Below are 24,302 nucleotides of genomic sequence, written 5' to 3' on the forward strand. Positions count from 1 at the left end.
TAGCACAAAGAGCGGAGATTCCAACGTTATCTGGCAGCAAATTAGTCTGCTTGCTTACGCAGAAACGCCGGGATATCCAGATAGTCTGGCTCTTTATTCGTCTGCGGATTCTGGTCGTTAACCACTTTGGCAGTTGGTTTTTCTTGCGCCAGTGGCGTCATACCGTGCTGCTGATAGCGATGATCCATCACAGGCTGGCTGGCCTGCTTGTTCGTCACCAACGTAATCTCAGGACGTTTGTCCATACCGATACCCGTTGCAACGACCGTTACACGCAGTTCGTCATTCATTTCTGGGTCAAGCGACGTACCGATTACCACTGTCGCATTGTCGGACGCGAATGCACGGATGGTATTACCGACCGTCTCGAACTCATCCAGACGCAGGTCAAAGCCCGCCGTGATGTTGACCAACACGCCGCGCGCGCCGGACAGATCGATATCTTCCAGCAGTGGGCTGGAGATCGCCATTTCAGCAGCTTCTTCTGCACGGTCTTCACCACGCGCAACGCCAGAACCCATCATGGCATAACCCATTTCGGACATCACGGTACGCACGTCAGCAAAGTCGACGTTCATCAGACCCGGACGTGTGATCAGCTCGGCGATACCTTGCACCGCGCCTTTCAGCACATCGTTTGCCGCGCCAAATGCGTCCAGCAGGGAAATACCGCGTCCCAGCACTTTCAGCAGTTTGTCGTTTGGAATGGTGATCAGCGAGTCGACGTGCTTAGACAGCTCGGCGATACCCTGCTCCGCAAACGCCATACGCTTTTTGCCTTCAAAGTTGAAAGGCTTGGTCACCACAGCGACAGTCAGAATGCCCAGGTCTTTTGCGACTTCAGCCACAACCGGCGCAGCACCTGTACCCGTACCACCGCCCATACCTGCGGCGATAAACACCATGTCCGCACCTTCCAGTGCTGAACGCAGCGCTTCGCGATCTTCTTCAGCCGAGTTACGGCCGACTTCCGGGTTAGCGCCTGCGCCCAGACCTTTTGTGATGCCACTACCGATCTGAATCGTCTGGCCGACAGCCGTTTTACGCAATGCCTGCGCATCCGTGTTAACCGCGAAGAATTCGACGCCTTCGATGCGCTCACGCACCATGTGTTCAACGGCATTACCGCCGCCGCCACCGACGCCGATGACTTTAATCACCGCGTCGTTGGTTAATTCCATTGGTTCAAACATAATTTCTCTCCGTTTGTGCCTGTAACTGCGAGATCATAAAACTGTGCCAGGTGATCTCTTTGATAAAATTAAAATTCTTTCCTCAACCAGCTGTTGATTCGTTTGAACCAGTTGCTCACTGAGGCTCGTTTTTCGACTTCATGCTCACCACCCAGATGAGATTCTTTTCCGTAATGCAGCAACCCAACCGCCGTTGAGTAATAAGGCTCTTGGGCATAATCCGTCAGCCCTGTTATATTCATTGGTTGTCCAATACGCACCTGTGTATGGAACACTCGCTGCGCACAGGCCGCCAGACCGTCTATTTGCGCGGCACCGCCCGTCAGCACAATCCCTGCTGCCAGATGGTGTTTCACGCCTTGTTGACGTAACTGCTCCTGCAACTGTAAAAGTTCATCGTTCACCAAGTTCAACAGCTCGGTGTAACGTGGTTCAATCACTTCCGCCAGAGTCTGTCTTTGCAGACTGCGGGGTGGACGTCCTCCAACACTCGGGACTTCCACATTCTCATCCTTGCCGACGATCGCGCCTAATGCACAACCGTGACGTACCTTGATCGCTTCGGCATCCGTCGGCGGCGTACCAAATGCGTAGGCAATATCGCTGGTAACCACATTGCCCGCATACGGAATCACTTTAGTGTGTCGCAATGCGCCGCCAGTGTAGACCGCGATATCCATTGTACCGCCACCGATATCCACTACGCACACGCCCAGCTCACGTTCGTCTTCTGTCAGAACCGCATAACTGGAAGCCAGTCCCGCAAAAATCAGCTGGTCGACTTTTAAACCGCAACGCTCAACGGCTTTAACAATATTCTTCGCCATATCGTTATGGCAGGTTATCAGGTGGACTTTCGCCTGCATGCGCACGCCGGATAAGCCAACCGGGTTTTTAATCCCTTCCTGATAATCGATCGCGTACTCCTGTGGGATCACATGGAGAACGCGGTGTTCATCGCGCACGCGAACGGATTTAGCGGTATGCACCACGCTTTCCACGTCATCCTGCGTGACCTCTTCTTCTGAAATAGGCACCATCCCTATTTCATTCTGGCAGCTGATGTGTTTTCCCGAGAGCGCCAGATACACGGAAGAGATCTGGCAGTCTGCCATCAACTCGGCCTGATCAATAGCGCGCTGAACACATTTAACGACCGATTCCAGATCGTTTACGCCGCCTTTATCCATACCGCGTGACGGGCAACTGCCTACGCCAATAATATTGACCATGCCATCGGGCAGAACTTCCCCTACCAGCGCAGCCACTTTTGCTGTACCGATTTCCAGCCCAACTACCAGTTTTCTGTCCGTCGACTTGATCATTGTTGTTTAGCCTGTGCCTGTTTCTGGTTACTGTTTTGTTGCTGATCAATGTCTTGTTACTGACCAACTCGTTGCCGATCGCCGTTTTGTTGATCAAGCAAGGCTGGAGCCCAACCTATCGCGGCCCCGCTGTCGTACCGCAAGTCCACATGGCTGATACGTTTGTTTTCGCTCTGAGCCTGCCGCTGTAACAGCGGATACAACTCGATGAAGCGTTGCAGACGTTTGGCCCTATCATCCCGCCCCAATTCAAGGCGAGTATCATCGTCTAATCCCAGTTGCCACGAATGCCGCGCACTCATCGCAACCGTCTTTAACGTAAACTTCCCGGCGGCTAGCGTCTGACTCATTGTGCGATAGCCTTCCAGCACTTCTGTCTCGCTACCTTCCGGGCCATACAGCAACGGCATCTTGCGATTGCCAATACGTTCGGCAGGTACACTGAACGAATTTCCTTCCGCATCAACCATTAGCTGATCATTCCAACGTGCTACCGGAACATATTCAACCAGATGAATCTTTAATTCGTCCGGCCACTGCTTACGCACGCTGGCCTGTTTTATCCACGACAAACGTTCAATCTGCTGCTGGAGCACATTCACATCCTGTGTCATGAACGTGCCCGGCGACCCCAACGACAAAATGGCCTGACGGATATCGTCGTTGGTGGTGTACTGTCTTTCCCCTGTTACAGCCATGCGGGAAAGCGGTAAACGGCTGGCATCTTTCATCCACCCCACTACCATCCAGCTTCCCCAGACGATAGTCCCTACCACCATCAGCAGGAAAATCATCCCTGCCAGTTGGCCACCATTACTGCGACGTGTTCCTTTCGTTTCAGGCTCTCGTCCGCGTGTATTCAGCGCTGCCTGCGACATATCAGCCAGCGAGCGCCAAAATTTTCACGACCAGTTGCGAGAACGTCAGGCCACGCTGACGCGCCGCCATAGGAACCAGACTGTGGCTCGTCATCCCCGGAGACGTATTCACTTCAAGCAGATAGAAGGCGCCGTCGCTATCCAGCATAAAATCGACGCGTCCCCACCCACGACAACCCACCGCGCGATAGGCCGCCATCGCCAATCCAGCTAACGCCTGTTCTTGCTCGTCCGGCAGACCACTCGGGCAGAAATACTGCGTATCATCCGATAAATACTTCGCTTCATAATCGTAAAACGTACCCGCAGGCTGAATACGAATAGAAGGCAATACCTCATCACCCAGGATAGCAACCGTATACTCTGGACCACTCAGCCATTTCTCGACCAGAACATCGTCATCGTGACGGAATGCTTCTTCCAGTGCCGCGGGTAGTTCGCTCAGCGTATTCACTTTGCTCATACCGACGCTGGAGCCTTCGCGGCTTGGCTTGACGATCAGCGGCAACCCGAGATGTGTGAACTTCGCCAACAATGCGTTTGCCGCCATCTCTGAATACTGGCGGCGATCCAGCGCCACGTAAGGCGACACCGGCAATCCCACCGCTTGCCACACCTGTTTGGTGCGGAGTTTATCCATCGTCAGCGCAGATGCCATGACGCCGCTACCGGTATACGGCAATCCCAGAAATTCCAGAACGCCTTGCAATGTACCGTCTTCGCCACCGCGACCATGTAAGGCGATGAAAATTTTGGTGAAACCTTCTTCTTTTAACGTCGTCACAGAGACGTCACGGGTATCAACCGCATGTGCGTTGATGCCCGCTTCTTTCAGACCAGCCAAAACCGCCTGACCGGAAAGTAACGACACTTCACGTTCGGCAGAGGTTCCACCAAGCAATACAGCAACTTTCTCAGTCATGATGTTCCTCATTCACTCATCTGTGGCTGTAATCTGGAATCAGCCAGTTTACGCGCCAGTTTACCGATGTTGCCGGCGCCCTGAACCAAAATCAGGTCTTCACCTCGCAGCGCCTGTGACAACAGTTCCGGTAAAGTATCCACATCCGTCACCAGAATCGGATCAATCTTACCTCTTCCGCGAATTGTGCGGCACAGCGAACGGCTGTCCGCGCCCGGAATCGGCGACTCTCCAGCGGAATACACATCCAGCATCAGCAGCACGTCAACCTGTGATAACACATGTGCAAAATCGTCATACAAATCGCGGGTTCGCGTATAGCGATGCGGCTGAAAAATCATGACCAACCGCTTATCCGGCCACCCTGCGCGGGCAGCTTTAATCGTGGCATCGACTTCCGTCGGATGGTGGCCGTAATCATCCACCAACATCGCCGTACCGCTTTGCCCATTCACCAGCTCAAGCGGATATTCACCGAGAAAATCAAAGCGGCGCCCCGTTCCCTGGAAACGCTCAAGCGCGCGCAGAATCGCCTCATCATCAATGCCTTCATCGGTCGCCACGGCAACCGCCGCCGCCGCGTTAAGTGCATTGTGACGTCCCGGTGCATTCAGCGTGACGGTTAGCAGCGGTTTATCTTTCCGCTCCAGCGTAAAGTGCCCTTGCGCGCCAACCTGGCGATATCCTGAAACTCGCACATCGGCATCGTCACTAAAACCATACGTGGTAATATGACGACCCACGCGCGGCAGCAGCTCACGGATTACCGCATCATCAATACACATCACCGCTTGCCCATAAAATGGCAGGTTGTGCAGGAAATTGATGAACGTCTGCTTCAGGTTTTCAAAATCCCCCTGATAGGTGTCCATATGGTCGGCTTCAATGTTGGTCACAATCGCCACCATCGGCTGCAAATGCAGGAAAGACGCATCGCTTTCATCTGCTTCTGCAATCAGATAACGGCTTGAGCCCAAACGCGCATGCGTTCCCGCCGCCTTCACCAATCCACCGTTCACAAACGTTGGATCCAGTCCCGCTTCCGCGTAAATACTGGTGACCATCGCCGTCGTCGTCGTCTTGCCGTGCGTCCCCGCAATCGCAATGCCGTGACGAAAACGCATCAGTTCCGCCAACATCTCGGCACGACGGATCACCGGAATACGTGCATCATGTGCAGCGACGATCTCAGGGTTATCCGCAGTAATCGCACTCGATACCACCACCACGCTGGCGTTCAGAACGTTCTCCGCACGGTGGTGGAAATAAATTTGCGCGCCAAGTTCGGTCAACTGTTGCGTCACCGCATTCGGTGCCAGATCGGAGCCGCTAATTTCATAGCCTTCGTTGGCCAACACTTCGGCGATACCCCCCATGCCAGCACCGCCGATGCCGACAAAGTGTATGTGCCGGACGCGATGCATCTCGGGCACGATTGAACGTAGTTTCGCCAGTTGTTGAGTATTCACGTTATTCTATCGCTACCTTGTTGCGTCGTCGCACAGCCTTCTGCCCGACCACGCTGTATTAATTAACCGTGAGCCACGTGTGTGGCCCGACTGCCTGCCGCTGCACTGACTTCCGCAGCAACCCGATCGGTTGCATCTGGAATCGCCACTGCACGGGCTTTCTGCGCCATTGTCAGCAAGGTTGCACGATCCCAACCGGACAGCACCTCGCTGACAGCCGCCACATTAAACTGTGGCTGCTCAATAATTTTTGCTGCACCCGCTTTTTCCAACGGCAGCGCATTCCAATACTGCTGCCGATCTTTATGCTGGAACGGCACAAACAGCGCTGGTAACCCAGCCGCCGCAATTTCACTGACGGTCAATGCGCCGGAACGGCACACTACAACATCCGCCCAAGCGTAAGCTTCCGCCATATCATCAATGAACTCGGTAACCTTGTGCTGCGTCTGTCCAACATCCTGATAAGCCTGTTGAACGGTTGATAACGCGCCTTTACCGACCTGATGCCAAATCGTCACCCGTTCGCCCAACTGTGCTGCCACGCCAGGTAGCGTTTGGTTCAGCACTCTTGCGCCCTGACTACCGCCAACAACCAGCACCCTCACAGGGCCTGAGCGATCGGCTAATCGTGTTTCCGGTGCGGGCAACGCCAGCACATCGGTTCTGACGGGGTTACCCACCACATCCGCTTTGGGAAACGCGCCCGGAAACGCCTGCAATACTTTTTTTGCGATGTGGGATAACCAGCGGTTGGTCAACCCTGCGATCCCGTTCTGTTCATGCAGTACGACCGGAATTCCGCACAGCCAGGCGGCCAAACCACCGGGGCCGGAAACGTAACCGCCCATCCCCAGCACCACATCAGGCTGGTAGCGGCACATAATCGCCCGCGCCTGACGTACCGCCTGAAAAATACGAATCGGTGCGCTTAACTGCGCCCAAATGCCTTTACCACGCAAGCCAGAAATGCGGATAAAATCAATTTCGATACCATGCTTAGGCACCAAATCAGCTTCCATGCGATCCGCCGTACCTAACCAGCGAACCTGCCAGCCCTGCGCCATCAGGTGGTGCGCAACCGCTAGCCCGGGGAAAACATGCCCGCCCGTACCGCCAGCCATCACCATCAAACGCTTGCCTTCGCCACTCATCGGGCACCTCTCGTAAACGCCTGCGCTTTCGTCAGACGCGTTTCAAAATCAATGCGTAACAGCAAAACAATCGCCGTCGACATAATCAGCAAACTGGAACCGCCGTAACTGATCAGCGGCAACGTCAGCCCTTTCGTCGGTAGCATCCCCGCCGCCGCGCCTACGTTTACCAGCGTCTGAAAACTGAACCAGATACCGATAGAGCACGCCAGAAAGCCCGAAAAACGCTGATCGATCTCCAGCGCCCGCTTCCCGATAGACATCGCGCGAAAAGCGACGAAGAATATCATTAACAACGCCAAAACCACACCGATATAGCCGAGTTCCTCACCTAAAATAGAGAAAATGAAATCGGTATGCGCTTCCGGCAAATATTCCAGCTTCTGTACTGAATTCCCCAGCCCTTGCCCCCAGAATTCGCCGCGCCCAAATGCCATCAGGGATTGCGTCAACTGGTAACCGCTGCCGAACGGATCGTCCCACGGATTCCAGAAAGACGTCACACGTCGCATACGGTAAGGCTCAGCGACAATCAACAGGCCAACGGCAAACACGCCACAGCCGATAATCGCCAAAAACTGCCACATCTTGGCACCGGCCAGAAACAGCATCGCCAGCGTCGTAATAAAGAGCACAACCACGGTACCGAGGTCAGGCTGCGCCAGCAGCAGCACCGCCAACACCACCATCACCCCCATAGGTTTGCAAAAACCCCAGAAGTTATTTCTCACTTCTTCAACTTTGCGCACCATGTAGCTGGACAGGTAGCAAAACAGCGCCAGCTTGGATAATTCCGCAGGCTGAATACGCAGCGGCCCCAGCGAAATCCAGCGGGATGCACCGTTGACCGAACTCCCCACCGCCAGCACCACCAACAGCATCACCATCGCGAGCAATAGCAGCACCGGGCTGTAGCGCTGCCATATCTCCATCGGGACACGCAGCGTGACTAACGACAAACCAAATGCTAACCCAAGATAAATCGCATCGCGTTTCGCAAACAGGAACGGGTCGCTGGCAAGGCGTTGTCCGACAGGCATGGAAGCTGACGTCACCATCACAAAACCAATCACAGCCAGACCAAGCGTCAACCACACCAGCGTCCTGTCGTAGAGAACCACGCTCAGCGTATCGCTTTCACGCGTTCCCATAACCCAGTTCTTGATGCGTTCGATAAACGCCATCCCGGAGAACCGCATCAGCCTAACTCCTCCGCCAGACGAGCGAATTCATCGCCTCGCTGTTCAAAACTGCGGAACTGATCCAGACTTGCACAGGCTGGCGACAGCAACACCATATCGCCCGGCTTAACGCGTTCGGCGATGGCACGCATCGCCTGTTCCATCGTTTCTGTTTGTTCAGCAATTTCTGGACGTAACGCAGCCAGTTGCTGTCCATCACGACCAAAACAATACAAACGAATGTGTTCACCTTGTAAATACGGCACCAGTGGTGAGAAGTCGGCAGATTTTCCATCACCACCTAACAGCAGGTGCAACGTGCCTTCGACGGTCAAACCACTCAATGCAGCTTCAGTGCTCCCCACATTCGTGGCTTTAGAATCATTGATCCACCGTACGCCGTTGCGTTCGAAGGCCATTTGAAAACGGTGCGGCAGCCCGGTAAACGTCGTCAGCGCCGTCAGCGCAGAAGCACGCGGAATCTTCACGGCATCAGCCAGCGCCAGTGCTGCCAATGCATTCGTATAGTTGTGCTGGCCAACAAGCTTGATTTCACGGGTGTTAAGCACGCGCTCACCGTCTACCCGCAGCCAGGTTTCTCCCTGCTGACGATTAAGATGATAATCACCAACATCGACGCCAAAACTGCGGCAGCGCGCATCCGCACCGCGAACCGGCATGGTCAGCGCATCGTCAGCGTTCACAACACACAAGTCTGCGTGTTCATAAATACGCAATTTCGCGGCCCGATACTGCTGTAGACCAAACGGATAACGGTTGGTGTGATCTTCCGTCACGTTCAGAATGGTTGCCGCAGCGGCGTGCAGGCTGCTCGTCGTTTCGAGTTGGAAACTCGACAGCTCCAACACATAAAGCTGAGCGGGCTGCTCAAGCAGTTGCAGCGCGGGGAGTCCGATATTACCGCCAACGCCCACCTGCCAGCCTGCAGCACGCGCCATTTCACCGACCAGCGTCGTCACCGTACTTTTACCGTTAGAACCGGTAATCGCCACAATCGGAGCCTGTGCTTCACGGCAGAACAGTTCAATATCGCCAACGATTTCAATGCCAGCGTCGGCAGCATCGCACAGAATCGGTGTCGCCAACGCAACGCCGGGGCTGGCGACGATCAAATCCGCGTTCATCAGCCAGTCTTCATTCAGACTGCCGAGGTGTCGCTCTACCTGCTCAGGCAGCTTATCCAAACCCGGCGGACTGATACGGGTATCCACCACGCGCGGCACCACACCACGTGCGAGAAAGAAATCAACACAGGAGAGCCCAGTCAGGCCCAACCCGATAATGACGACTTTTTTACCCTGATAGTCCACCATATCTTATCGTACCTTCAGCGTTGCCAGGCCAATCAGCACCAGCATCAACGAAATAATCCAGAAACGCACAATCACGCGCGGTTCCGGCCAGCCCTTAAGTTCATAATGATGATGAATCGGCGCCATGCGGAAAATCCGCTGCCCGCGCAACTTAAAGGACCCGACCTGCAGAATCACCGACAGCGTTTCGACTACGAAGACGCCGCCCATAATCACCAACAAAAACTCCTGACGCAGGAGAACCGCGATAGTGCCCAACGCGCCGCCCAGCGCCAGAGACCCGACATCCCCCATGAAGACCTGCGCCGGATAGGTGTTAAACCACAGGAACCCAAGCCCTGCGCCCACAATCGCGGTGCAGACGATCACCAGTTCACTGGCATGACGGATATACGGGATATGCAGGTAACCGGCAAAATTCATGTTCCCTGTTGCCCATGCAACCAGCGCAAAGCCAGCAGCGACAAACACGGTCGGCATGATTGCCAGTCCGTCCAGACCATCAGTCAGGTTTACCGCATTGCTGGTACCGACAATCACAAAATAGGCCAGCGCAACATAGAGCAGGCCCAGTTGCGGCATCACATCTTTGAAGAACGGCACAACAAGCTGTGTAGCTGGCGTATCTTTGCCGATGGAATACATGGTGAAAGCCACCACGAGCGCAATCACGGACTGCCAGAAATATTTCCAGCGAGCAATCAACCCTTTGGTATCCTTACGGACCACTTTGCGATAATCATCGACAAAACCGACCGCGCCGTAGCCCGCTAACACCAGCAGTACGCACCAGACATACGGGTTAGACAGATTCGCCCACATCAAAACGGAAACGATAATCGCCACCAGGATCATCACGCCCCCCATCGTCGGGGTTCCGCGCTTACTGAAATGTGATTCTGGCCCTTCGTTACGCACCACCTGACCAATCTGCAAACGCTGCAGCCAGGCGATCATGTGCGGCCCCATCCATAAGGAAATAACCAATGCGGTCAGCAGGCTGACAATGGCGCGGAACGTCAAATAAGAAAAGACGTTAAAGCCGGTATAAAGTTTGGCCAAATGTTCGGCCAGCCATACTAACATTGAGCATTCTCCTGTAATGCATGTACAACCTGCTCCATCGCAGCACTGCGTGAGCCTTTGACCAATACGCTGATGACGTTATGTTCTGACATCAGCACCTTCAAACGTGAAACCAGCGCGGCTTTATCCTGAAAATGCTCACCATTGCCGCTGGCAGTGCCGATCAATTCACTCAATGTTCCCACACTCAATACGCGATCGATGCCCGCAACCCGCGCCGCTTCGCCCACCTGACGATGGCACTCAGGGGCTTCATCACCCAGTTCGCCCATATCACCAACGACCATCACGCGGTAACCCGGCATCTCCGCCAATACCTGTGCCGCCGCCGTCATGGAACCCACGTTGGCATTATAACTGTCATCCAGCAGCAGCTTGCCTTCAGACAAGGCAATCGGGAACAGCCGCCCCGGTACTGCCTGCAGCTGAGATAACCCGGTTTTAACGGCTTCCAGCGTCGCTCCGACGGACATCGCTAATGAAGCCGCAGCCAGTGCGTTCGAAATGTTATGTCGACCCGGTAAAGGCAGCAGAACCTGCGTTTCACCAAATGGCGTGTGCAGAGTGAAGCGCGTACCCTGCGCCAAAACGTCTACATCGCTAGCAAAAAAATCGATATCGCAAGCGGCCTGCGGCGAGAAACGCCAAACAGTTTTATGATTCAGCATGACCTGCCAGTGCGGGAAATCATTGCTGTCCGCATTCACAATCGCCACGCCGTCTGCTGGTAAACCGGCAAAAATCTCACCTTTCGCCTGCGCTACACCAGCCAGTGAACCAAAACCTTCCAGATGCGCAGCGGCCAGATTATTGACCAGCGCGCTTTCCGGCCGCACCAGATCGGTGGTATAGGCAATCTCACCAATGTGATTTGCCCCCAGTTCAATCACCGCAAACTGATGCTCAGCCGTCAGACGTAGCAGCGTGAGCGGCACACCGATATCGTTGTTGAAGTTACCGGCGGTATACAGCACGGAACCGCACTGGCGCAGAATCGCCGCTGTCATCTCTTTAACGGAGGTTTTGCCGGAAGAGCCAGTCAGCGCGACAACACGCGCCGTTGACTGCTGACGAACCCAGGCGCCCAATTGCCCCAAAGACAAACGCGTATCGCTTACTAACAGCTGCGGCACATCGAGAGGTAAGTGCTTACTGACTAAAAGAGCCGCCGCGCCGCCTTTTACCGCATCAGCAGCGTAATCATGCGCGTCGAATTTCTCGCCTTTCAGCGCGACAAACAGGCAGCCAGACGCCAGCTTACGCGTATCGGTTGAAACATCTTCAATATCAATGCTTTCACCAATCAGCTGCGCATTCAACACCGTGGCAAGCTGTTGCAAGGAGACGCGAATCATGCAATCACCCCCAGCAGACGAGCAACGGTGATACGATCGGAATAATCAAGACGCTGATTGCCGACCAGTTGGTAATCTTCGTGCCCTTTACCCGCAACCAGCACGACGTCATTTTCCTGCGCCTGCATGATCGCACTGGTAACCGCTTCGGCACGCCCGTGAATCACCTGAACCCGTCCGGCATCCAGCAGCCCGGAGAGAATATCGGCAACAATGGCCTGAGGTTCTTCACTGCGCGGGTTATCGTCAGTAACCACAACGCGATCGGCCAGTTGTTCTGCGATACCGCCCATAAGTGGGCGCTTACCTTTATCACGATCGCCGCCGCAGCCAAACACACACCAAAGTTTCCCCTGGCAGTGCAAACGCGCCGCTTCGAGCGCTTTTTCCAGCGCGTCCGGCGTGTGGGCGTAATCCACAACGACCGTTGGTTTTCCTTCAGCATGGAAGACTTCCATGCGGCCACATACGGGTTGCAGTTGAGAGCCCGTAATGACCAACTTGTCGAGCGGATAGCCAAGAGACAGCAGCGTTGCTAGCGCCAGCAGCATATTGCTGACGTTAAACGCGCCCATCAGGCGACTTTCGATTTCGCCGTGCCCCCAGCTTGAATCAAACGCAATCGTGGCTCCGTTGTCGTGATAATCAATCTGTGTCGCCTTCAGCCAGCGCCCACGGCAGCCGGGGACCAGATTGTTCTCCATCGTGACAGCAACCGCATCCGGCAGCTTCGCCAACCAGCGCAGCCCAACCTCATCATCAGCATTGATAATCATCTGGCCAACGCGATGCTCACCGAACAGCGCCCATTTGGCCGCTTCGTAGCTTTCCATATCGCCATGGTAATCAAGATGATCGCGGCTCAGGTTAGTGAACACCGCTGCCGCGAACGGCAACGCAGCCACACGATGCTGCACCAGACCGTGGGAGGACACTTCCATTGCGGCGAACGTCGCACCTTGCTCGACCAGTTGGCTCAGCACCTGCTGAACATCGACAGCCGACCCAGTCGTATTTTCTGCCGGAATCGCCCGACCTAATAGGCCGTTGCCTACGGTGCCCATTACGGCACTCGTTTCGCCGAGCGCCTGGCTCCACTGTGCCAGAAGCTGAGTCGTCGTCGTTTTTCCGTTGGTTCCCGTTACGCCGATCAGCTGTAACTTTTCCGCAGGTTGCTGATAAAAACGGCCTGCCAGCGCGGAAAGCCGCTGGTTCAGATTACTGAGATAGACCACTGGCACGCCGTGCATTTCGCGAACGGTGCCATCGGCAGCTTCACCTTCTGCTTCAGCAACGATCGCTGCTACGCCTTGCGCAATTGCCTGCGGAATATAGCGCCGTCCATCTGTTTTGTGCCCGACAATCGCGACAAACAGATCCCCGGCAGCCGCAACGCGGCTGTCTAATGTCATTTCCCGCAGCGCGCGCGCCGGGGTGTCTTGCACCCACGGCGCAAGTAAATCGCGCAAATTACGATCTGCCACCTGATCCCTCTTCTCTATTAATTACAAACTCGTTTTTGTCGCCTGCTGGCAACGCATCCGGTTCGATATTCATCGTACGCAGAACGCCACCCATGATGGCGCCAAAGATTGGCGCAGAAACTGCACCGCCGTAGTACTTCCCTGCCTGCGGATCGTTGATCACGACAACCAGAGCAAAACGTGGGTTACTGGCTGGCGCCACACCCGCCGTGTAGGCAATATATTTGTTGATGTATTTGCCATCCGGGCCGACTTTTTTGGCCGTACCAGTTTTAATCGCGATACGGTAGCCTTTGATGGCCGCTTTGGTACCGCCGCCGCCTGGCAGCGCAACGCTTTCCATCATGTGCACCACGGAACGCACCAACGCTTCAGGGAAGACGCGTTCGCCGGGGACAGGTGGATCAACTTTAGTAATCGACAGCGGACGATAAATGCCGAAACTGCCGATCGTGGCATAGACTCGCGCTAACTGTAACGGTGTTACCATCAGCCCGTAGCCGAAAGAAAAGGTGGCCCTCTCTATGTCAGACCACCGTTGTTTTTGAGGGTATAAGCCACTGCTTTCTCCGACCAACCCCAAATTGGTCGCTTTTCCTAATCCAAAGCGCGAGTAAGTATCTACCAGCGCAGAGGAAGGCATCGCTAACGCCAGTCTGGAAACACCGACGTTACTCGATTTCTGCAACACGCCCGTCAGCGTCAACTCGCTGTAGCGCGCCACGTCTTTGATTTCATGACCATTGACGTAGTAAGGCAGCGTGTTGAGCACGCTATTTTCTTTGACGACACCGCGCTGCAACGCCGTCATCACCACCATCGGTTTCACCGTAGAACCCGGTTCGAAGATATCGGTGATGGCGCGGTTACGCATAATCTCTTTCGGCGTATCCGCCAAATTGTTCGGGTTATAAGACGGGCTATTCGCCATCGCCAGCACTTCGCCAGTATTCACATCAACCAGCACGGCCGTGCCTGACTCGGCTTTGTTAAAGGCAACCGCGTTGTTGAGCTCGCGGTAAACCAGCGCCTGCAAACGCTCATCAATACTCAGCGCCAGATTATGTGCAGCCTGACTATCGACAGAAGAGATATCTTCAATTACGCGGCCAAACCGGTCTTTACGCACGGTTCGTTCACCGGGTTGTCCGGTCAGCCAACGATCAAAGCTTTTCTCTACCCCTTCAATGCCCTGTCCATCGATATTAGTGAAGCCGATAAGGTGAGAGGTCACTTGCCCGGAAGGATAATACCGACGAGATTCCTGCCGCAGATTAATGCCCGGCAGTTTTAGTTTATGGACGTATTCGCCAATGGCAGGATTCACCTGACGCGCGAGGTAAACAAAGCGCCCTTTCGGGTTAGCATTGATCTTCGTGGCCAACTGATCCAACGGGATATCGAGCGCGTCAGACAGCGCTTTCCAGCGCGTATCCAACGTAATACCGCCACGATCGTTCACTTCTTTCGGATCTGCCCAAACGGCATTCACCGGTACGCTGACGGCCAAAGGACGACCTGCGCGATCGCTAATCATACCGCGTGCCGTTGGCACTTCCTGTACGCGCAGGGAACGCATATCCCCTTCACGCACCAGTTTGTCTGGGTTGATCACCTGAAGGTAAGCCGCACGAGCCATCAAGCCAAACATCGCAAGCAGGATACAGCCGCAAAGCAACGCAAAACGCCAGCTAACAAAGCTGGCTTGATCTTCCTGGCGCTTTAACTTTCCTGTACGGGCTGCTTTCATGCTTAACTGGTTGCCTATTTAGTTCATTGCTTAACCACAATATTTTCCTGTGACGGATCGACATGCCCCATTTGCAGCTTTTCCGTCGCGATCCGCTCAACGCGGCTATGATCTCCGAGAGAGTTCTCCTCCAGGATCAGATTTCGCCATTCGATATCCAACGCATCACGCTCCAGCAGAAGCTGCTCGCGTTCTGCTGTCAGCAAGCGCGTCTTGTGCGCCGTTGTCACCACAAAAACGGCAGAAACCAGTACGGCAATCATCAGCAGCATGGGGAGCTTGGCATTACGCAGCAGATCCTCACCGATGACGCCAACCAGAGTGTGCCGTTCGTTACCGATCATGCCGGCAGTCTCTCAGCGAACCGCAGCACGGAGCTACGCGCGCGCGGGTTTTCTGCAATTTCTGCTTCCGAAGGCATCAGTTTCTTTCCGACGGCTTTTAACGTCTGGCCGCCCTGACTGCGCAACTGTTCTTCCGTTAACGGCAGGCCAGCAGGCACCTGTGGCCCACGGCTCTGATGGCGAATAAACCGTTTCACGATTCGATCTTCTAACGAGTGGAAGCTGATAACCGACAGACGTCCCTGCGGAGCCAGTACGCTTAACGCACCTTCTAACGCCCGCTCAATCTCTTCCAGCTCACTGTTGATGTAAATGCGGATCGCCTGAAAACTGCGCGTCGCCGGGTGCTTATGTTTTTCTCTAATCGGGCTGGCGGCAGCGATCAATTCAGCGAGTTCTTTTGTCCGTGTCATCGGGTCGAGACGATTACGCTCGACAATCGCGCGGGCAATGCGTTTGGCAAAACGCTCTTCGCCGAACGTTTTCAAGACCCAGACAATGTCGTCAGCTTCCGCTTTCATCAGCCATTCGGCAGCAGACAAGCCGCGCGTCGGATCCATACGCATATCCAGCGGGCCATCGCGCATAAATGAGAACCCACGTTCAGGGTCATCAAGCTGTGGGGAAGAAACACCAAGATCGAGCAGAACACCGTCGATCTGCCCGGTCAGACCGAGTTCCGCCACATACTCCGCCATGGAGGAAAACGGCCCGTGAATAATAGAGAAACGAGGATCGTCAATCGCCTTGGCCGCTTCAATAGCCTGAGGATCGCGATCGATAGCTAACAGACGTCCTTCCGGCCCCAGTTGGGAAAGAATCAGACGAGAGTGACCACCACGGCCAAATGTGCCGTCGATGTATATGCCGCCGCTGCGAATGTTCAGGCCATTTACTGCCTCATCCAACAGGACGGTGGTATGTTTATAATTTTCCAGCATGACTATAGCGATAGGTCCTGCAACCGCTCAGACAAGGGTTCCTGAGTCGATTGTTCAGCGTCAATATCATCCCTGACCTGTTGATACCAAGTCTGTTCATCCCACAGCTCAAACTTGTTGAACTGCCCGACTAGCATCACTTCTTTTTTAAGGTCCGCATGCTGCCTTAACGTATTCGCAATCAACAAACGCCCTGCACTATCCATTTGGCACTCGCTGGCATGCCCCAATAACAACCGCTGAACGCGGCGTTCAGCTGGGTTCATGCTCGATAAGCGAGACAGCTTTTGTTCAATGATTTCCCATTCAGGTAAGGGATAAAGCAGCAGGCATGGCTGATGCAGGTCAATGGTGCAAACCATTTGACCTTGCGATTCCCCGTTCAGCATTTCCCGGTATCGGGTAGGCACAGCAAGGCGCCCTTTACTGTCGAGGTTAACCAGCGTAGCCCCACGAAACATACCTGAGTTACCCCTTCATAACCTTTTTCACCACTTTATCCCACAAAATCCCACCTTTAAGAGTGTACGGAGGGTATGAAAACCTTGTCAAGCCAGAGCTGGCGCGCTTTGGGATTATTCCTGAATGAATTGGGGCCGGCATAGAGGTAAAAGGAATAAGGAGTCAAAATTAACGAAGATTAACGTCATGATAATTTGAGAAAAATTCATAACAGAACGGGAACATTACAAACATATCGCTATCCACGCCAACATCTCGATTATTTTTCTTGTCACAAGCTGATACCAAAGACAACGGTTTTCAGAATTGTCTTACTAACCCCGAACACCTTGAATACCAAGGCCTGCGTGAGTCTGCAGAATCATACCGCGACGGGTAACAGTTGCTCAATGTCACATTTTTAACATCAACGTCATCGATTCTTGATTAATCAGCCGATTTCCCTTACTTAAGACTCCCCTCACCAACGAATACGGTTTCCTGAACAGGAATACAGGCTCAGAAAACGGGTCGAATTACGTGTGCAACGTATCCCCCCAAGAGAAGCATGAAAAGCGGCGTCACAAACAGCCCTTTTTTATCGGTCATTTACTCACTTCCTTTAACGCTTTAATGCAATTACCTCCCCGCGGAAACGCCTTGCTCTGAAAAAACCATAACGATTTGTTTTTAAATAATTTTAAATCTCTTGTCGCGATAAAAAAACGGGAAATTTATCGGATAGACATAAAGTAGCGGGAAAGTATAAAAAACGCTCACAAATAAATATTTTTACCTAGTACAAAGCCAATCATTCAGTGATGTAAACTACACAAACGAAATAAGGCATGACAAAAAACCACACAAAACCATTACACCAGTTTATCCGCCCTAAGAATGGAGCAGCCCGGTATGTTTTCCCCGACGTCACGATTGCGAAGTGCCACTGCAGATACCTTTGCGCTCGTTGTCTATTGTTTCATCACCGGCATGGCAATAGAAATCATGCTTTCCGGGATGAGCTTCGAGCAATCGCTGTCTTCACGTTTACTGTCTATCCCCGTTAATATTGCCATTGCCTGGCCGTACGGTCAGTATCGCGATCGCGTGTTGAATATAGCCAGACGTCACGGTGGTGAGCATTTTCTGGTGCGCAGCGTTGCCGATCTGTTTGCCTATGTCAGTTTCCAATCCCCGGTTTACGCCATCATTCTCTGGTCTATCGGAGCGAGTCCCGCACAAATCCTGACGGCCGTTACCAGTAATCTAGTGATATCGATGGTGACAGGCGTGATATACGGTTATTTCCTGGAATATTGCCGTCGGCTATTCCGCGTGGCATTGCCATAAAAGCAAAGTAGGCGTGGGTCGTGAGTTGAGATTGAGCAGTAGCGAGTAGTCAAGGAAAAGCGCCATAGTTATCTATGGCGCAGAAAGAGAGAGATTACACGCGGCTCAGTGAGCCGCGACGGTACAAGTTACGCCGGATACGATTCAAACCAGGCTTCGGCCTTTTCGGTTCATCCAGACTGGCCAACACCAGCTCCAGTACGCGTTCCGCGACTTCACGATGGCGCTGAGCGACAGACAATACCGGGCATTCCAGATAATCCAACAGTTCATTATCCCCAAAGGTCGCGATAGCCAGATTATTCGGCAAGCGCCCGTTAATCTTCAGGTTAACGTCCATCACCCCCTGCAATAGCGGAAATGACGTCGTGAACAGCGCTTCAGGCATAGGATTATTTTTCAGATAATCCATAAATGCGGCGGCGGCGGCTACGCGTTCATAACTATTGGAGTAAAGATAATTCACCTCACGCGGATCGCCCGCCCACGCCTGACGGAACCCTTGCTCACGCAGGAAGCTGACGGAAAGCTCAGGCAAGGCGCCAAGATACAGTACCGATTTCGCAGGCACTTTCCGTAATTCCTGCGCCAGCATTTCAGCATCTTCAAGATCGGCCCCGACCACGCTGGTAAAGTGCTCACGATCTAACGCCCTGTCCAACGCAATAATCGGCAGGTTGCCGTTTATCCAGCGCTGATAAAATGGGTGCTCGGGAGGTAATGCGGTAGAAACGATAATAGCGTCAACCTGGCGCTGTAACAGATGCTCAATACAGCGCATCTCGTTGTCCGGCTGATCTTCTGAACACGCAATTAATAACTGATATCCGCGCTGTCTGGCCTGACGCTCCAGATAATTGGCGATGCGTGTATAGCTGGTATTTTCCAAATCGGGAATAACCAAACCAATTGAACGTGTGCGTCCGGCACGTAATCCAGCCGCGACGGCGTTGGGATGATAATTGTGCTCCCTGACGACAGCCATGACTTTCTCAACGGTCTTATCGCTCACGCGATATTGTTTTGCTTTCCCGTTAATAACATAGCTGGCTGTCGTGCGTGAAACACCCGCAAGACGCGCGATTTCATCCAGTTTCACGGTAACCCCTTAGTAGGCCGGAAAATAAATAGGCCGGATAAATAATAAATAGTGTGATGACCATAAAATCATCATGGATATGGCGTAGATCTAACAGCAGAAGCTTTTGTACGGCAACTGCTTTTATCACGTTACCCACATATTTCAAGCTGTCATATCAATAATGGACGTCTTTTAACCTGAAATATATTGCGCTTATATAAGATAAGGAAAATAAAAAGGCCCGATACTATTATCAGGCCTCTTAAAGGAAAAAGCAGCGAAAAGTCGATTAACGCATGATCTTATCGCCGCGTGATACGCCGACAATCCCGGAGCGTGCCACTTCAACAATTTCGGCCACTTCACGCACGGCGCTGAGGAAGGCGTCCAGTTTATCGCTGGTGCCAGCAAGCTGTACGGTGTAAAGCGAGGCGGTAACATCCACAATCTGCCCGCGGAAAATATCGGCGCAGCGCTTCACTTCTTCGCGGCCATATCCTGTGGCTTGCAGCTTCACCAGCATGATTTCACGCTCAACGTGCGCGCCCTGCCCCAGTTCACTAACGCGCAGAACATCCACCAGCTTGTGCAACTGCTTTTCGATCTGCTCCAGCACTTTCTCATCGCCTACCGTCTGAATCGTCATACGGGATAGCGTAGGGTCTTCGGTTGGGGCTACCGTCAGGCTTTCGATGTTGTAGCCGCGCTGTGAAAACAGGCCGACGACACGTGACAAGGCGCCCGATTCATTCTCAAGTAATACTGATAAAATCCGCCGCATGATCAGGTCCTCTCCGTTTTGCTCAACCACATTTCATCCATCGCCCCGCCGCGAATCTGCATGGGGTAAACATGCTCGCTGCTGTCGATGTTGATATCAACAAACACCAGACGATCTTTCTGCGCCAGCGCTTGTGACAGCTTACTTTCCAGTTCGTCCGGCGTATCGATAGAAATCCCGACGTGACCGTACGCTTCAGCCAGCTTGACGAAATCCGGTAACGATTCCATGTAAGAACTGGAATGGCGGCCAGAATAAATCATGTCCTGCCACTGCTTCACCATACCGAGGAAGCGGTTGTTCAGGTTGATTACCACAACGGGCAAATCATATTGCAGCGCCGTAGAAAGCTCCTGAATATTCATCTGAATACTGCCGTCGCCCGTTACGCAAATCACGGTCTCTTCCGGCAGCGCGAGCTTAATACCCAGTGCAGCAGGCAGGCCAAAGCCCATGGTGCCTAATCCGCCGGAGTTCACCCAGCGACGCGGTAAATCGAACGGATAATACAGCGCGGCGAACATCTGGTGCTGACCGACGTCCGATGCCACATAGGCTTTACCTTCGGTCAGACGATGCAGCGTTTCAATCACCGCCTGCGGTTTAATCTTGTCGCTGTCGGTGCTGTATTTCAGACAGTGACGCCCACGCCACTGTTCGATAACCTGCCACCAGTCGCGCAGCGCATCAAACTGCTGCTGTGCGCCATCTTGCGCCAGCAACTCCAGCATCAGGCTTAATACCTGTTTGGCATCGCCAACGATAGGAACATCGGCATTGACCGTTTTGGAAATTGACGCGGGATCGATATCAATATGCAATACCGTCGCATTCGGACAGTACTTCGCCAGATTGTTCGTCGTACGGTCGTCGAAGCGCACCCCTACGGCGAAAATTACATCGGCGTTATGCATAGCCATGTTGGCTTCATACGTCCCGTGCATCCCCAGCATACCGAGGCATTGACGGTGCGTGCCAGGAAAACCGCCCAACCCCATCAACGATGTGGTCACTGGCAGGTTAAGCTTTTCTGCCAGCGTCAGCAGTTCTTCGTGACACTCCGCGTTAATCACGCCGCCACCGCCGTAGATAATCGGCTTTTCTGCCGCCAGTAGCGTTTGCAGCGCCCGACGAATCTGCCCTTTGTGCCCTTGAACCGTTGGGTTATAGGAACGCATGCTGATGCTTTCGGGATAAACGTACGGCAGCTTATTCGCCGGATTCATGACGTCTTTCGGCAGATCGACCACCACGGGCCCCGGACGTCCGGTTGATGCCAGATAAAACGCTTTTTTCAGGATCGTCGGGACATCTTCCGCTTTCTTGACCAGAAAACTGTGCTTCACAATCGGGCGAGAGATCCCCACCATGTCGCATTCCTGGAAGGAATCGTAGCCAATCAACGAAGTCGCAACCTGACCGGACAACACCACCATAGGAATGGAGTCCATATAGGCAGTAGCGATACCGGTAATGGCATTGGTCGCACCGGGACCGGACGTGACCAGCACAACACCGACCTCACCCGTCGCGCGCGTATAGCCATCCGCCATATGTACCGCACCTTGCTCATGCCGCACCAAAATATGATCGATACCGCCAACCGTATGCAGGGCGTCGTAAATATCCAACACCGCACCGCCCGGATAACCGAACACATGTTTTACGCCCTGATCGATCAACGATCGGACCACCATTTCGGCGCCTGACAACATCTCCATGGATCTGCCTCTTTTGTTCAGAAAGCGGAATTCGCTTCTGTATTGATCGGGAGAAATCCCCGAGCTCACATTGTATTAATACTGTTAACTTTTAGTACAAGAATACGAAATATTATAGGGATTACTGATAACCCATTAACATAACGCCAGATTATGACGCAGACAAACGGCAAAAAACCACCGCCCTTAATCGTGCCTAGGGGAAATCGAACGTGAGGGAAAAAGGAACTGAGATAAAATACTAACTGGGAACCTTCCGACCTGAGGGATCGTCCATGAAGGCCATAAATTACAGAGTGAAATATTGAGGCCGAAAACCACATTTCTTTTCAGGAAACGCGCTTCTCGGCCTACGACACCATCAAGATTCTGCGTACATCGCATCAATTTCCAGCTGGTAACGCTGGTTGATGATTTTCCTGCGTAGCTTGAGCGTTGGCGTCAGTTCCCCTTCTGCCATCGAAAACGGCACAGGCAGCAACGTGAATTTCTTCACCTGCTCCACGCGGGAAAGCTCCTTCTGCATCTCCCGCAAGCGCTGTTCGAACAGCTCAATAATATGGCTGTGACGCAGCAATTCCAGCCGATCGTGGTACTTCAGATTGATGGAGTGAGCGTATTCTTCCAGCGCCTCGAAACAGGGAACAATCAACGCAGACACGTATTTACGCGTATCCGCGATAATCGCCACCTGTTCGATGAAGCGATCCTGTCCCAGCGTCCCTTCCAGATGCTGCGGAGCAATATATTTACCGCCCGACGTTTTCATCAGATCTTTCAAGCGCTCGGTAATAAACAGGTTACCGTTGGCATCCAGCTCTCCCGCATCGCCGGTTCTCAGCCAGCCGTCTTCGGTAAAGGTTTCTGCGGTTTCCTGCGGACGATGGAAATAACCCCGCATGATGGTTGCGCCGCGCACCTGAATCTCTTTTTCCTCACCAATACGAACTTCAATACCTGGCAGCGGCGTACCAATAGAGCCTAAGCGGAAATGATTCTCTTCCCAGCAGGAAACCGTCGCGCAGGTTTCGGTCATGCCATAGCCATAGATGATGCGAATCCCGATCGCGCGGAAAAACAGAATGATGTTGTCATCCAGCCGCGCACCTGCGGCTGGCATGAAGCGAATCTCGCCCCCCAGCAGCTGGCGCAGTTTCCCTAACACCAGCCGGTCGGCATAGCGATGCATAACGCGGCGGAAGAGCCCTGCTTTTTTCGCTGTCTGGCTCGCCAGAAACATGTGTTTCCCCTGCGTAACAGCCCAGTTGAAAAGTCGCTGGCGGTACCACGGTGCCTGCGCCACTTTTTCATGGATTGCGCTGTAAACTTTCTCATAAAAACGCGGTACGGCGCACATCACGGTAGGTTTGACCGCCTGCATCGCATCACGAACCAGATTCGTGTTGTTGAGATACACGTTCTGGGCGCCACGATGCATAATGACAAAGCTCCACGCGCGTTCAAATACGTGAGAAAGCGGTAAGAAACAGAGCGATACGTCATTTTCCGACATATCCAGACGATCGTCATGCAGCTTAAGCTGCATCGCCATGTTGGTGTAATCCAGCATGACGCCTTTTGGCTCGCCGGTGGTGCCAGAGGTATAAATCAACGTAAACAGATCGTTGAGATCGCGACTGTCGATGCGCGTTTGCCATTCATCACGCCAGAAATCGTCTACGGCCTGCGCTTCAAATTCATGCAGGGATTGCGCGATGTCGCTATCGCGCAGGTTAACGCCCTCATCCATCACGATAATATTTCGCAGTTGCGGGCAGGTCTCCCGTAACGACAGCAGCGCATCCAACTGCTCCTGACCACCAACGAATATCGTACGGATATCGGCATCATTGATGATGAACGCCGCCTGTGCCGCCGTATTCGTGGCATAGATTGGCACGCTGATCGCACGCAGGTGCAGTAGCGCCAGATCAGCCAGCGACCAATTCATCGAGTTATGAGAGAAAATCGCTACCCGTTCTTGAACGTCGACTCTCAGCGCCAGTAGCGCGCTGGCAATCCGCCGAATGCGCTGTCCGGCCTGTGTCCAGGTGAGCTGTTGTTCGCCCGCAGGCGTCCACTCGCGCAGCGCAATACGACCCGCGCAGTGATTGATCCGATCTTGAACCCGGTGCACCACATGATATGGCTGTAAATGATTATTCATCTGTAAAAGAATTTATAAGGGAAGTGAATTCGACAGCATTTCAGCGTACAGCTGTACATTATTTGGCGTGCAGTCTACCGTCATTGTTCAAAACCGCAACGATCTTTCGTTCATTCCCCGCAGGCTATCGCTGGTTTACTTGACGCACATCACACCAATCAAAAGTTGACATATCCCTGATAATCGCGTACCAATAAAGCAACACCGAATTTTAGATGACGAGACACCATGTTCAACTTTACTGTCCTACTAAGCCTACTACTAAACGCATCCTTCTTGCGCGGTAGGTTTGTGGGCAGAATTCAGAACTAAGTTTCTCGCCACACGATACAAAAAACCCGCGCT

21 protein-coding genes are annotated in these 24,302 nt (G+C 53.3%); 2 read left to right on the forward strand and 19 right to left on the reverse strand.

Going from position 1 to position 24,302, the window contains the following annotated elements; translation table 11 throughout:
- Positions 1-41: 41 nt before the first annotated feature.
- The 15 genes from ftsZ to mraZ form a co-directional block, all read right to left on the reverse strand.
- The gene (gene ftsZ, locus R9X49_RS16170; protein ID WP_319849356.1) at positions 42-1,193 is read right to left on the reverse strand and encodes a cell division protein FtsZ; all 1,152 of its coding nucleotides are present in this window, start codon (positions 1,191-1,193) and stop codon (positions 42-44) included.
- Positions 1,194-1,261: 68 nt separating this feature from the next.
- Positions 1,262-2,518, reverse strand: a complete 1,257-nt coding sequence (ftsA, locus tag R9X49_RS16175) for a cell division protein FtsA (RefSeq protein ID WP_010298002.1) — start codon at positions 2,516-2,518, stop codon at positions 1,262-1,264.
- Between the two features lie 56 nt (positions 2,519-2,574).
- Positions 2,575-3,396 (reverse strand): cell division protein FtsQ, encoded by an 822-nt coding sequence (ftsQ, locus tag R9X49_RS16180; protein ID WP_319849357.1) that lies wholly within the window; start codon positions 3,394-3,396, stop codon positions 2,575-2,577.
- Position 3,397: 1 nt separating this feature from the next.
- The gene (locus R9X49_RS16185; protein ID WP_319849358.1) at positions 3,398-4,318 is read right to left on the reverse strand and encodes a D-alanine--D-alanine ligase; all 921 of its coding nucleotides are present in this window, start codon (positions 4,316-4,318) and stop codon (positions 3,398-3,400) included.
- 8 nt (positions 4,319-4,326) lie between these two features.
- Complete coding sequence (gene murC, locus R9X49_RS16190) at positions 4,327-5,787, reverse strand: UDP-N-acetylmuramate--L-alanine ligase (protein WP_180741537.1); 1,461 nt, start codon at positions 5,785-5,787, stop codon at positions 4,327-4,329.
- A 62-nt stretch (positions 5,788-5,849) separates the two neighbouring features.
- On the reverse strand, positions 5,850-6,941 hold the full coding sequence (gene murG / locus R9X49_RS16195) for an undecaprenyldiphospho-muramoylpentapeptide beta-N-acetylglucosaminyltransferase (protein ID WP_319849359.1): 1,092 nt from the start codon (positions 6,939-6,941) through the stop codon (positions 5,850-5,852).
- A complete protein-coding gene (gene ftsW / locus R9X49_RS16200; RefSeq protein ID WP_319849360.1) occupies positions 6,938-8,140 on the reverse strand; it encodes a cell division protein FtsW in 1,203 nt (400 codons plus the stop codon). Before ftsW ends, murG begins: the two co-directional genes overlap by 4 nt.
- Positions 8,140-9,456 carry a UDP-N-acetylmuramoyl-L-alanine--D-glutamate ligase gene (gene murD, locus R9X49_RS16205; protein WP_319849361.1) on the reverse strand — a complete coding sequence of 439 codons (1,317 nt, stop codon included), beginning with the start codon at positions 9,454-9,456 and terminating at the stop codon, positions 8,140-8,142. The genes ftsW and murD overlap by 1 nt, the downstream gene beginning before the upstream one ends.
- 3 nt (positions 9,457-9,459) lie before the next feature.
- Positions 9,460-10,542, reverse strand: a complete 1,083-nt coding sequence (gene mraY, locus R9X49_RS16210; RefSeq protein ID WP_010298023.1) for a phospho-N-acetylmuramoyl-pentapeptide-transferase — start codon at positions 10,540-10,542, stop codon at positions 9,460-9,462.
- Positions 10,536-11,897: a UDP-N-acetylmuramoyl-tripeptide--D-alanyl-D-alanine ligase gene (gene murF / locus R9X49_RS16215; RefSeq protein ID WP_319849362.1), complete on the reverse strand. Its 1,362-nt coding sequence runs from the start codon at positions 11,895-11,897 to the stop codon at positions 10,536-10,538. Before murF ends, mraY begins: the two co-directional genes overlap by 7 nt.
- Positions 11,894-13,381, reverse strand: a complete 1,488-nt coding sequence (gene murE / locus R9X49_RS16220; RefSeq protein WP_319849363.1) for a UDP-N-acetylmuramoyl-L-alanyl-D-glutamate--2,6-diaminopimelate ligase — start codon at positions 13,379-13,381, stop codon at positions 11,894-11,896. The genes murF and murE overlap by 4 nt, the downstream gene beginning before the upstream one ends.
- Positions 13,368-15,131, reverse strand: coding sequence for a peptidoglycan glycosyltransferase FtsI (locus tag R9X49_RS16225; RefSeq protein WP_319849364.1), 1,764 nt, complete (start codon positions 15,129-15,131; stop codon positions 13,368-13,370). Before R9X49_RS16225 ends, murE begins: the two co-directional genes overlap by 14 nt.
- Positions 15,132-15,154: 23 nt before the next feature.
- Positions 15,155-15,475 carry a cell division protein FtsL gene (ftsL, locus tag R9X49_RS16230; RefSeq protein WP_180741529.1) on the reverse strand — a complete coding sequence of 107 codons (321 nt, stop codon included), beginning with the start codon at positions 15,473-15,475 and terminating at the stop codon, positions 15,155-15,157.
- Positions 15,472-16,416 (reverse strand): 16S rRNA (cytosine(1402)-N(4))-methyltransferase RsmH, encoded by a 945-nt coding sequence (rsmH, locus tag R9X49_RS16235; RefSeq protein ID WP_319849365.1) that lies wholly within the window; start codon positions 16,414-16,416, stop codon positions 15,472-15,474. The genes ftsL and rsmH overlap by 4 nt, the downstream gene beginning before the upstream one ends.
- Before the next feature lie 2 nt (positions 16,417-16,418).
- Positions 16,419-16,877 carry a division/cell wall cluster transcriptional repressor MraZ gene (mraZ, locus tag R9X49_RS16240; protein WP_010298042.1) on the reverse strand — a complete coding sequence of 153 codons (459 nt, stop codon included), beginning with the start codon at positions 16,875-16,877 and terminating at the stop codon, positions 16,419-16,421.
- Positions 16,878-17,769: 892 nt separating this feature from the next.
- On the opposite strand from mraZ, the gene R9X49_RS16245 reads away from it, so the two are divergent.
- Positions 17,770-18,207, forward strand: a complete 438-nt coding sequence (locus R9X49_RS16245; protein ID WP_319849366.1) for an L-alanine exporter AlaE — start codon at positions 17,770-17,772, stop codon at positions 18,205-18,207.
- A 94-nt stretch (positions 18,208-18,301) separates the two neighbouring features.
- Here the strand turns inward: R9X49_RS16245 and cra are convergent, their stop codons facing one another.
- From cra to R9X49_RS16265, 4 genes are all read right to left on the reverse strand, one after another.
- A complete protein-coding gene (cra, locus tag R9X49_RS16250) occupies positions 18,302-19,306 on the reverse strand; it encodes a catabolite repressor/activator (protein WP_180778507.1) in 1,005 nt (334 codons plus the stop codon).
- Between the two features lie 271 nt (positions 19,307-19,577).
- On the reverse strand, positions 19,578-20,069 hold the full coding sequence (gene ilvN, locus R9X49_RS16255; RefSeq protein WP_005975253.1) for an acetolactate synthase small subunit: 492 nt from the start codon (positions 20,067-20,069) through the stop codon (positions 19,578-19,580).
- Positions 20,070-20,071: 2 nt separating this feature from the next.
- Entirely contained in the window at positions 20,072-21,790 is a 1,719-nt protein-coding gene (gene ilvI / locus R9X49_RS16260; protein ID WP_319849367.1) for an acetolactate synthase 3 large subunit, read from the reverse strand.
- 361 nt (positions 21,791-22,151) lie between these two features.
- The gene (locus R9X49_RS16265; protein WP_319849368.1) at positions 22,152-23,957 is read right to left on the reverse strand and encodes a long-chain fatty acid--CoA ligase; all 1,806 of its coding nucleotides are present in this window, start codon (positions 23,955-23,957) and stop codon (positions 22,152-22,154) included.
- Positions 23,958-24,185: 228 nt separating this feature from the next.
- Here R9X49_RS16265 and leuL point away from each other — a divergent pair, with 228 nt between their 5' ends.
- Complete coding sequence (leuL, locus tag R9X49_RS23180) at positions 24,186-24,269, forward strand: leu operon leader peptide (RefSeq protein WP_225088222.1); 84 nt, start codon at positions 24,186-24,188, stop codon at positions 24,267-24,269.
- Positions 24,270-24,302 lie beyond the last annotated feature (33 nt).

The organism is Pectobacterium carotovorum (genome assembly GCF_033898505.1).
GTDB classification, from domain to species: domain Bacteria; phylum Pseudomonadota; class Gammaproteobacteria; order Enterobacterales; family Enterobacteriaceae; genus Pectobacterium; species Pectobacterium carotovorum_J.

Excerpts from the sequence above, each read along its gene's own strand:
- murG (WP_319849359.1), bottom strand. The coding sequence starts at position 6,941 with ATGAGTGGCGAAGGCAAGCGTTTGATGGTGATGGCTGGCGGTACGGGC.
- ftsW (WP_319849360.1), bottom strand. The coding sequence starts at position 8,140 with ATGCGGTTCTCCGGGATGGCGTTTATCGAACGCATCAAGAACTGGGTT.
- R9X49_RS16185 (WP_319849358.1), bottom strand. The coding sequence starts at position 4,318 with ATGACTGAGAAAGTTGCTGTATTGCTTGGTGGAACCTCTGCCGAACGT.
- rsmH (WP_319849365.1), bottom strand. The coding sequence starts at position 16,416 with ATGCTGGAAAATTATAAACATACCACCGTCCTGTTGGATGAGGCAGTA.
- ilvI (WP_319849367.1), bottom strand. The coding sequence starts at position 21,790 with ATGGAGATGTTGTCAGGCGCCGAAATGGTGGTCCGATCGTTGATCGAT.
- R9X49_RS16245 (WP_319849366.1), top strand. The coding sequence starts at position 17,770 with ATGTTTTCCCCGACGTCACGATTGCGAAGTGCCACTGCAGATACCTTT.
- murD (WP_319849361.1), bottom strand. The coding sequence starts at position 9,456 with ATGGTGGACTATCAGGGTAAAAAAGTCGTCATTATCGGGTTGGGCCTG.
- ilvN (WP_005975253.1), bottom strand. The coding sequence starts at position 20,069 with ATGCGGCGGATTTTATCAGTATTACTTGAGAATGAATCGGGCGCCTTG.
- leuL (WP_225088222.1), top strand. The coding sequence starts at position 24,186 with ATGTTCAACTTTACTGTCCTACTAAGCCTACTACTAAACGCATCCTTC.
- mraY (WP_010298023.1), bottom strand. The coding sequence starts at position 10,542 with ATGTTAGTATGGCTGGCCGAACATTTGGCCAAACTTTATACCGGCTTT.
- murF (WP_319849362.1), bottom strand. The coding sequence starts at position 11,897 with ATGATTCGCGTCTCCTTGCAACAGCTTGCCACGGTGTTGAATGCGCAG.
- ftsQ (WP_319849357.1), bottom strand. The coding sequence starts at position 3,396 with ATGTCGCAGGCAGCGCTGAATACACGCGGACGAGAGCCTGAAACGAAA.
- ftsA (WP_010298002.1), bottom strand. The coding sequence starts at position 2,518 with ATGATCAAGTCGACGGACAGAAAACTGGTAGTTGGGCTGGAAATCGGT.
- ftsZ (WP_319849356.1), bottom strand. The coding sequence starts at position 1,193 with ATGTTTGAACCAATGGAATTAACCAACGACGCGGTGATTAAAGTCATC.
- R9X49_RS16225 (WP_319849364.1), bottom strand. The coding sequence starts at position 15,131 with ATGAAAGCAGCCCGTACAGGAAAGTTAAAGCGCCAGGAAGATCAAGCC.
- mraZ (WP_010298042.1), bottom strand. The coding sequence starts at position 16,877 with ATGTTTCGTGGGGCTACGCTGGTTAACCTCGACAGTAAAGGGCGCCTT.
- ftsL (WP_180741529.1), bottom strand. The coding sequence starts at position 15,475 with ATGATCGGTAACGAACGGCACACTCTGGTTGGCGTCATCGGTGAGGAT.
- R9X49_RS16265 (WP_319849368.1), bottom strand. The coding sequence starts at position 23,957 with ATGAATAATCATTTACAGCCATATCATGTGGTGCACCGGGTTCAAGAT.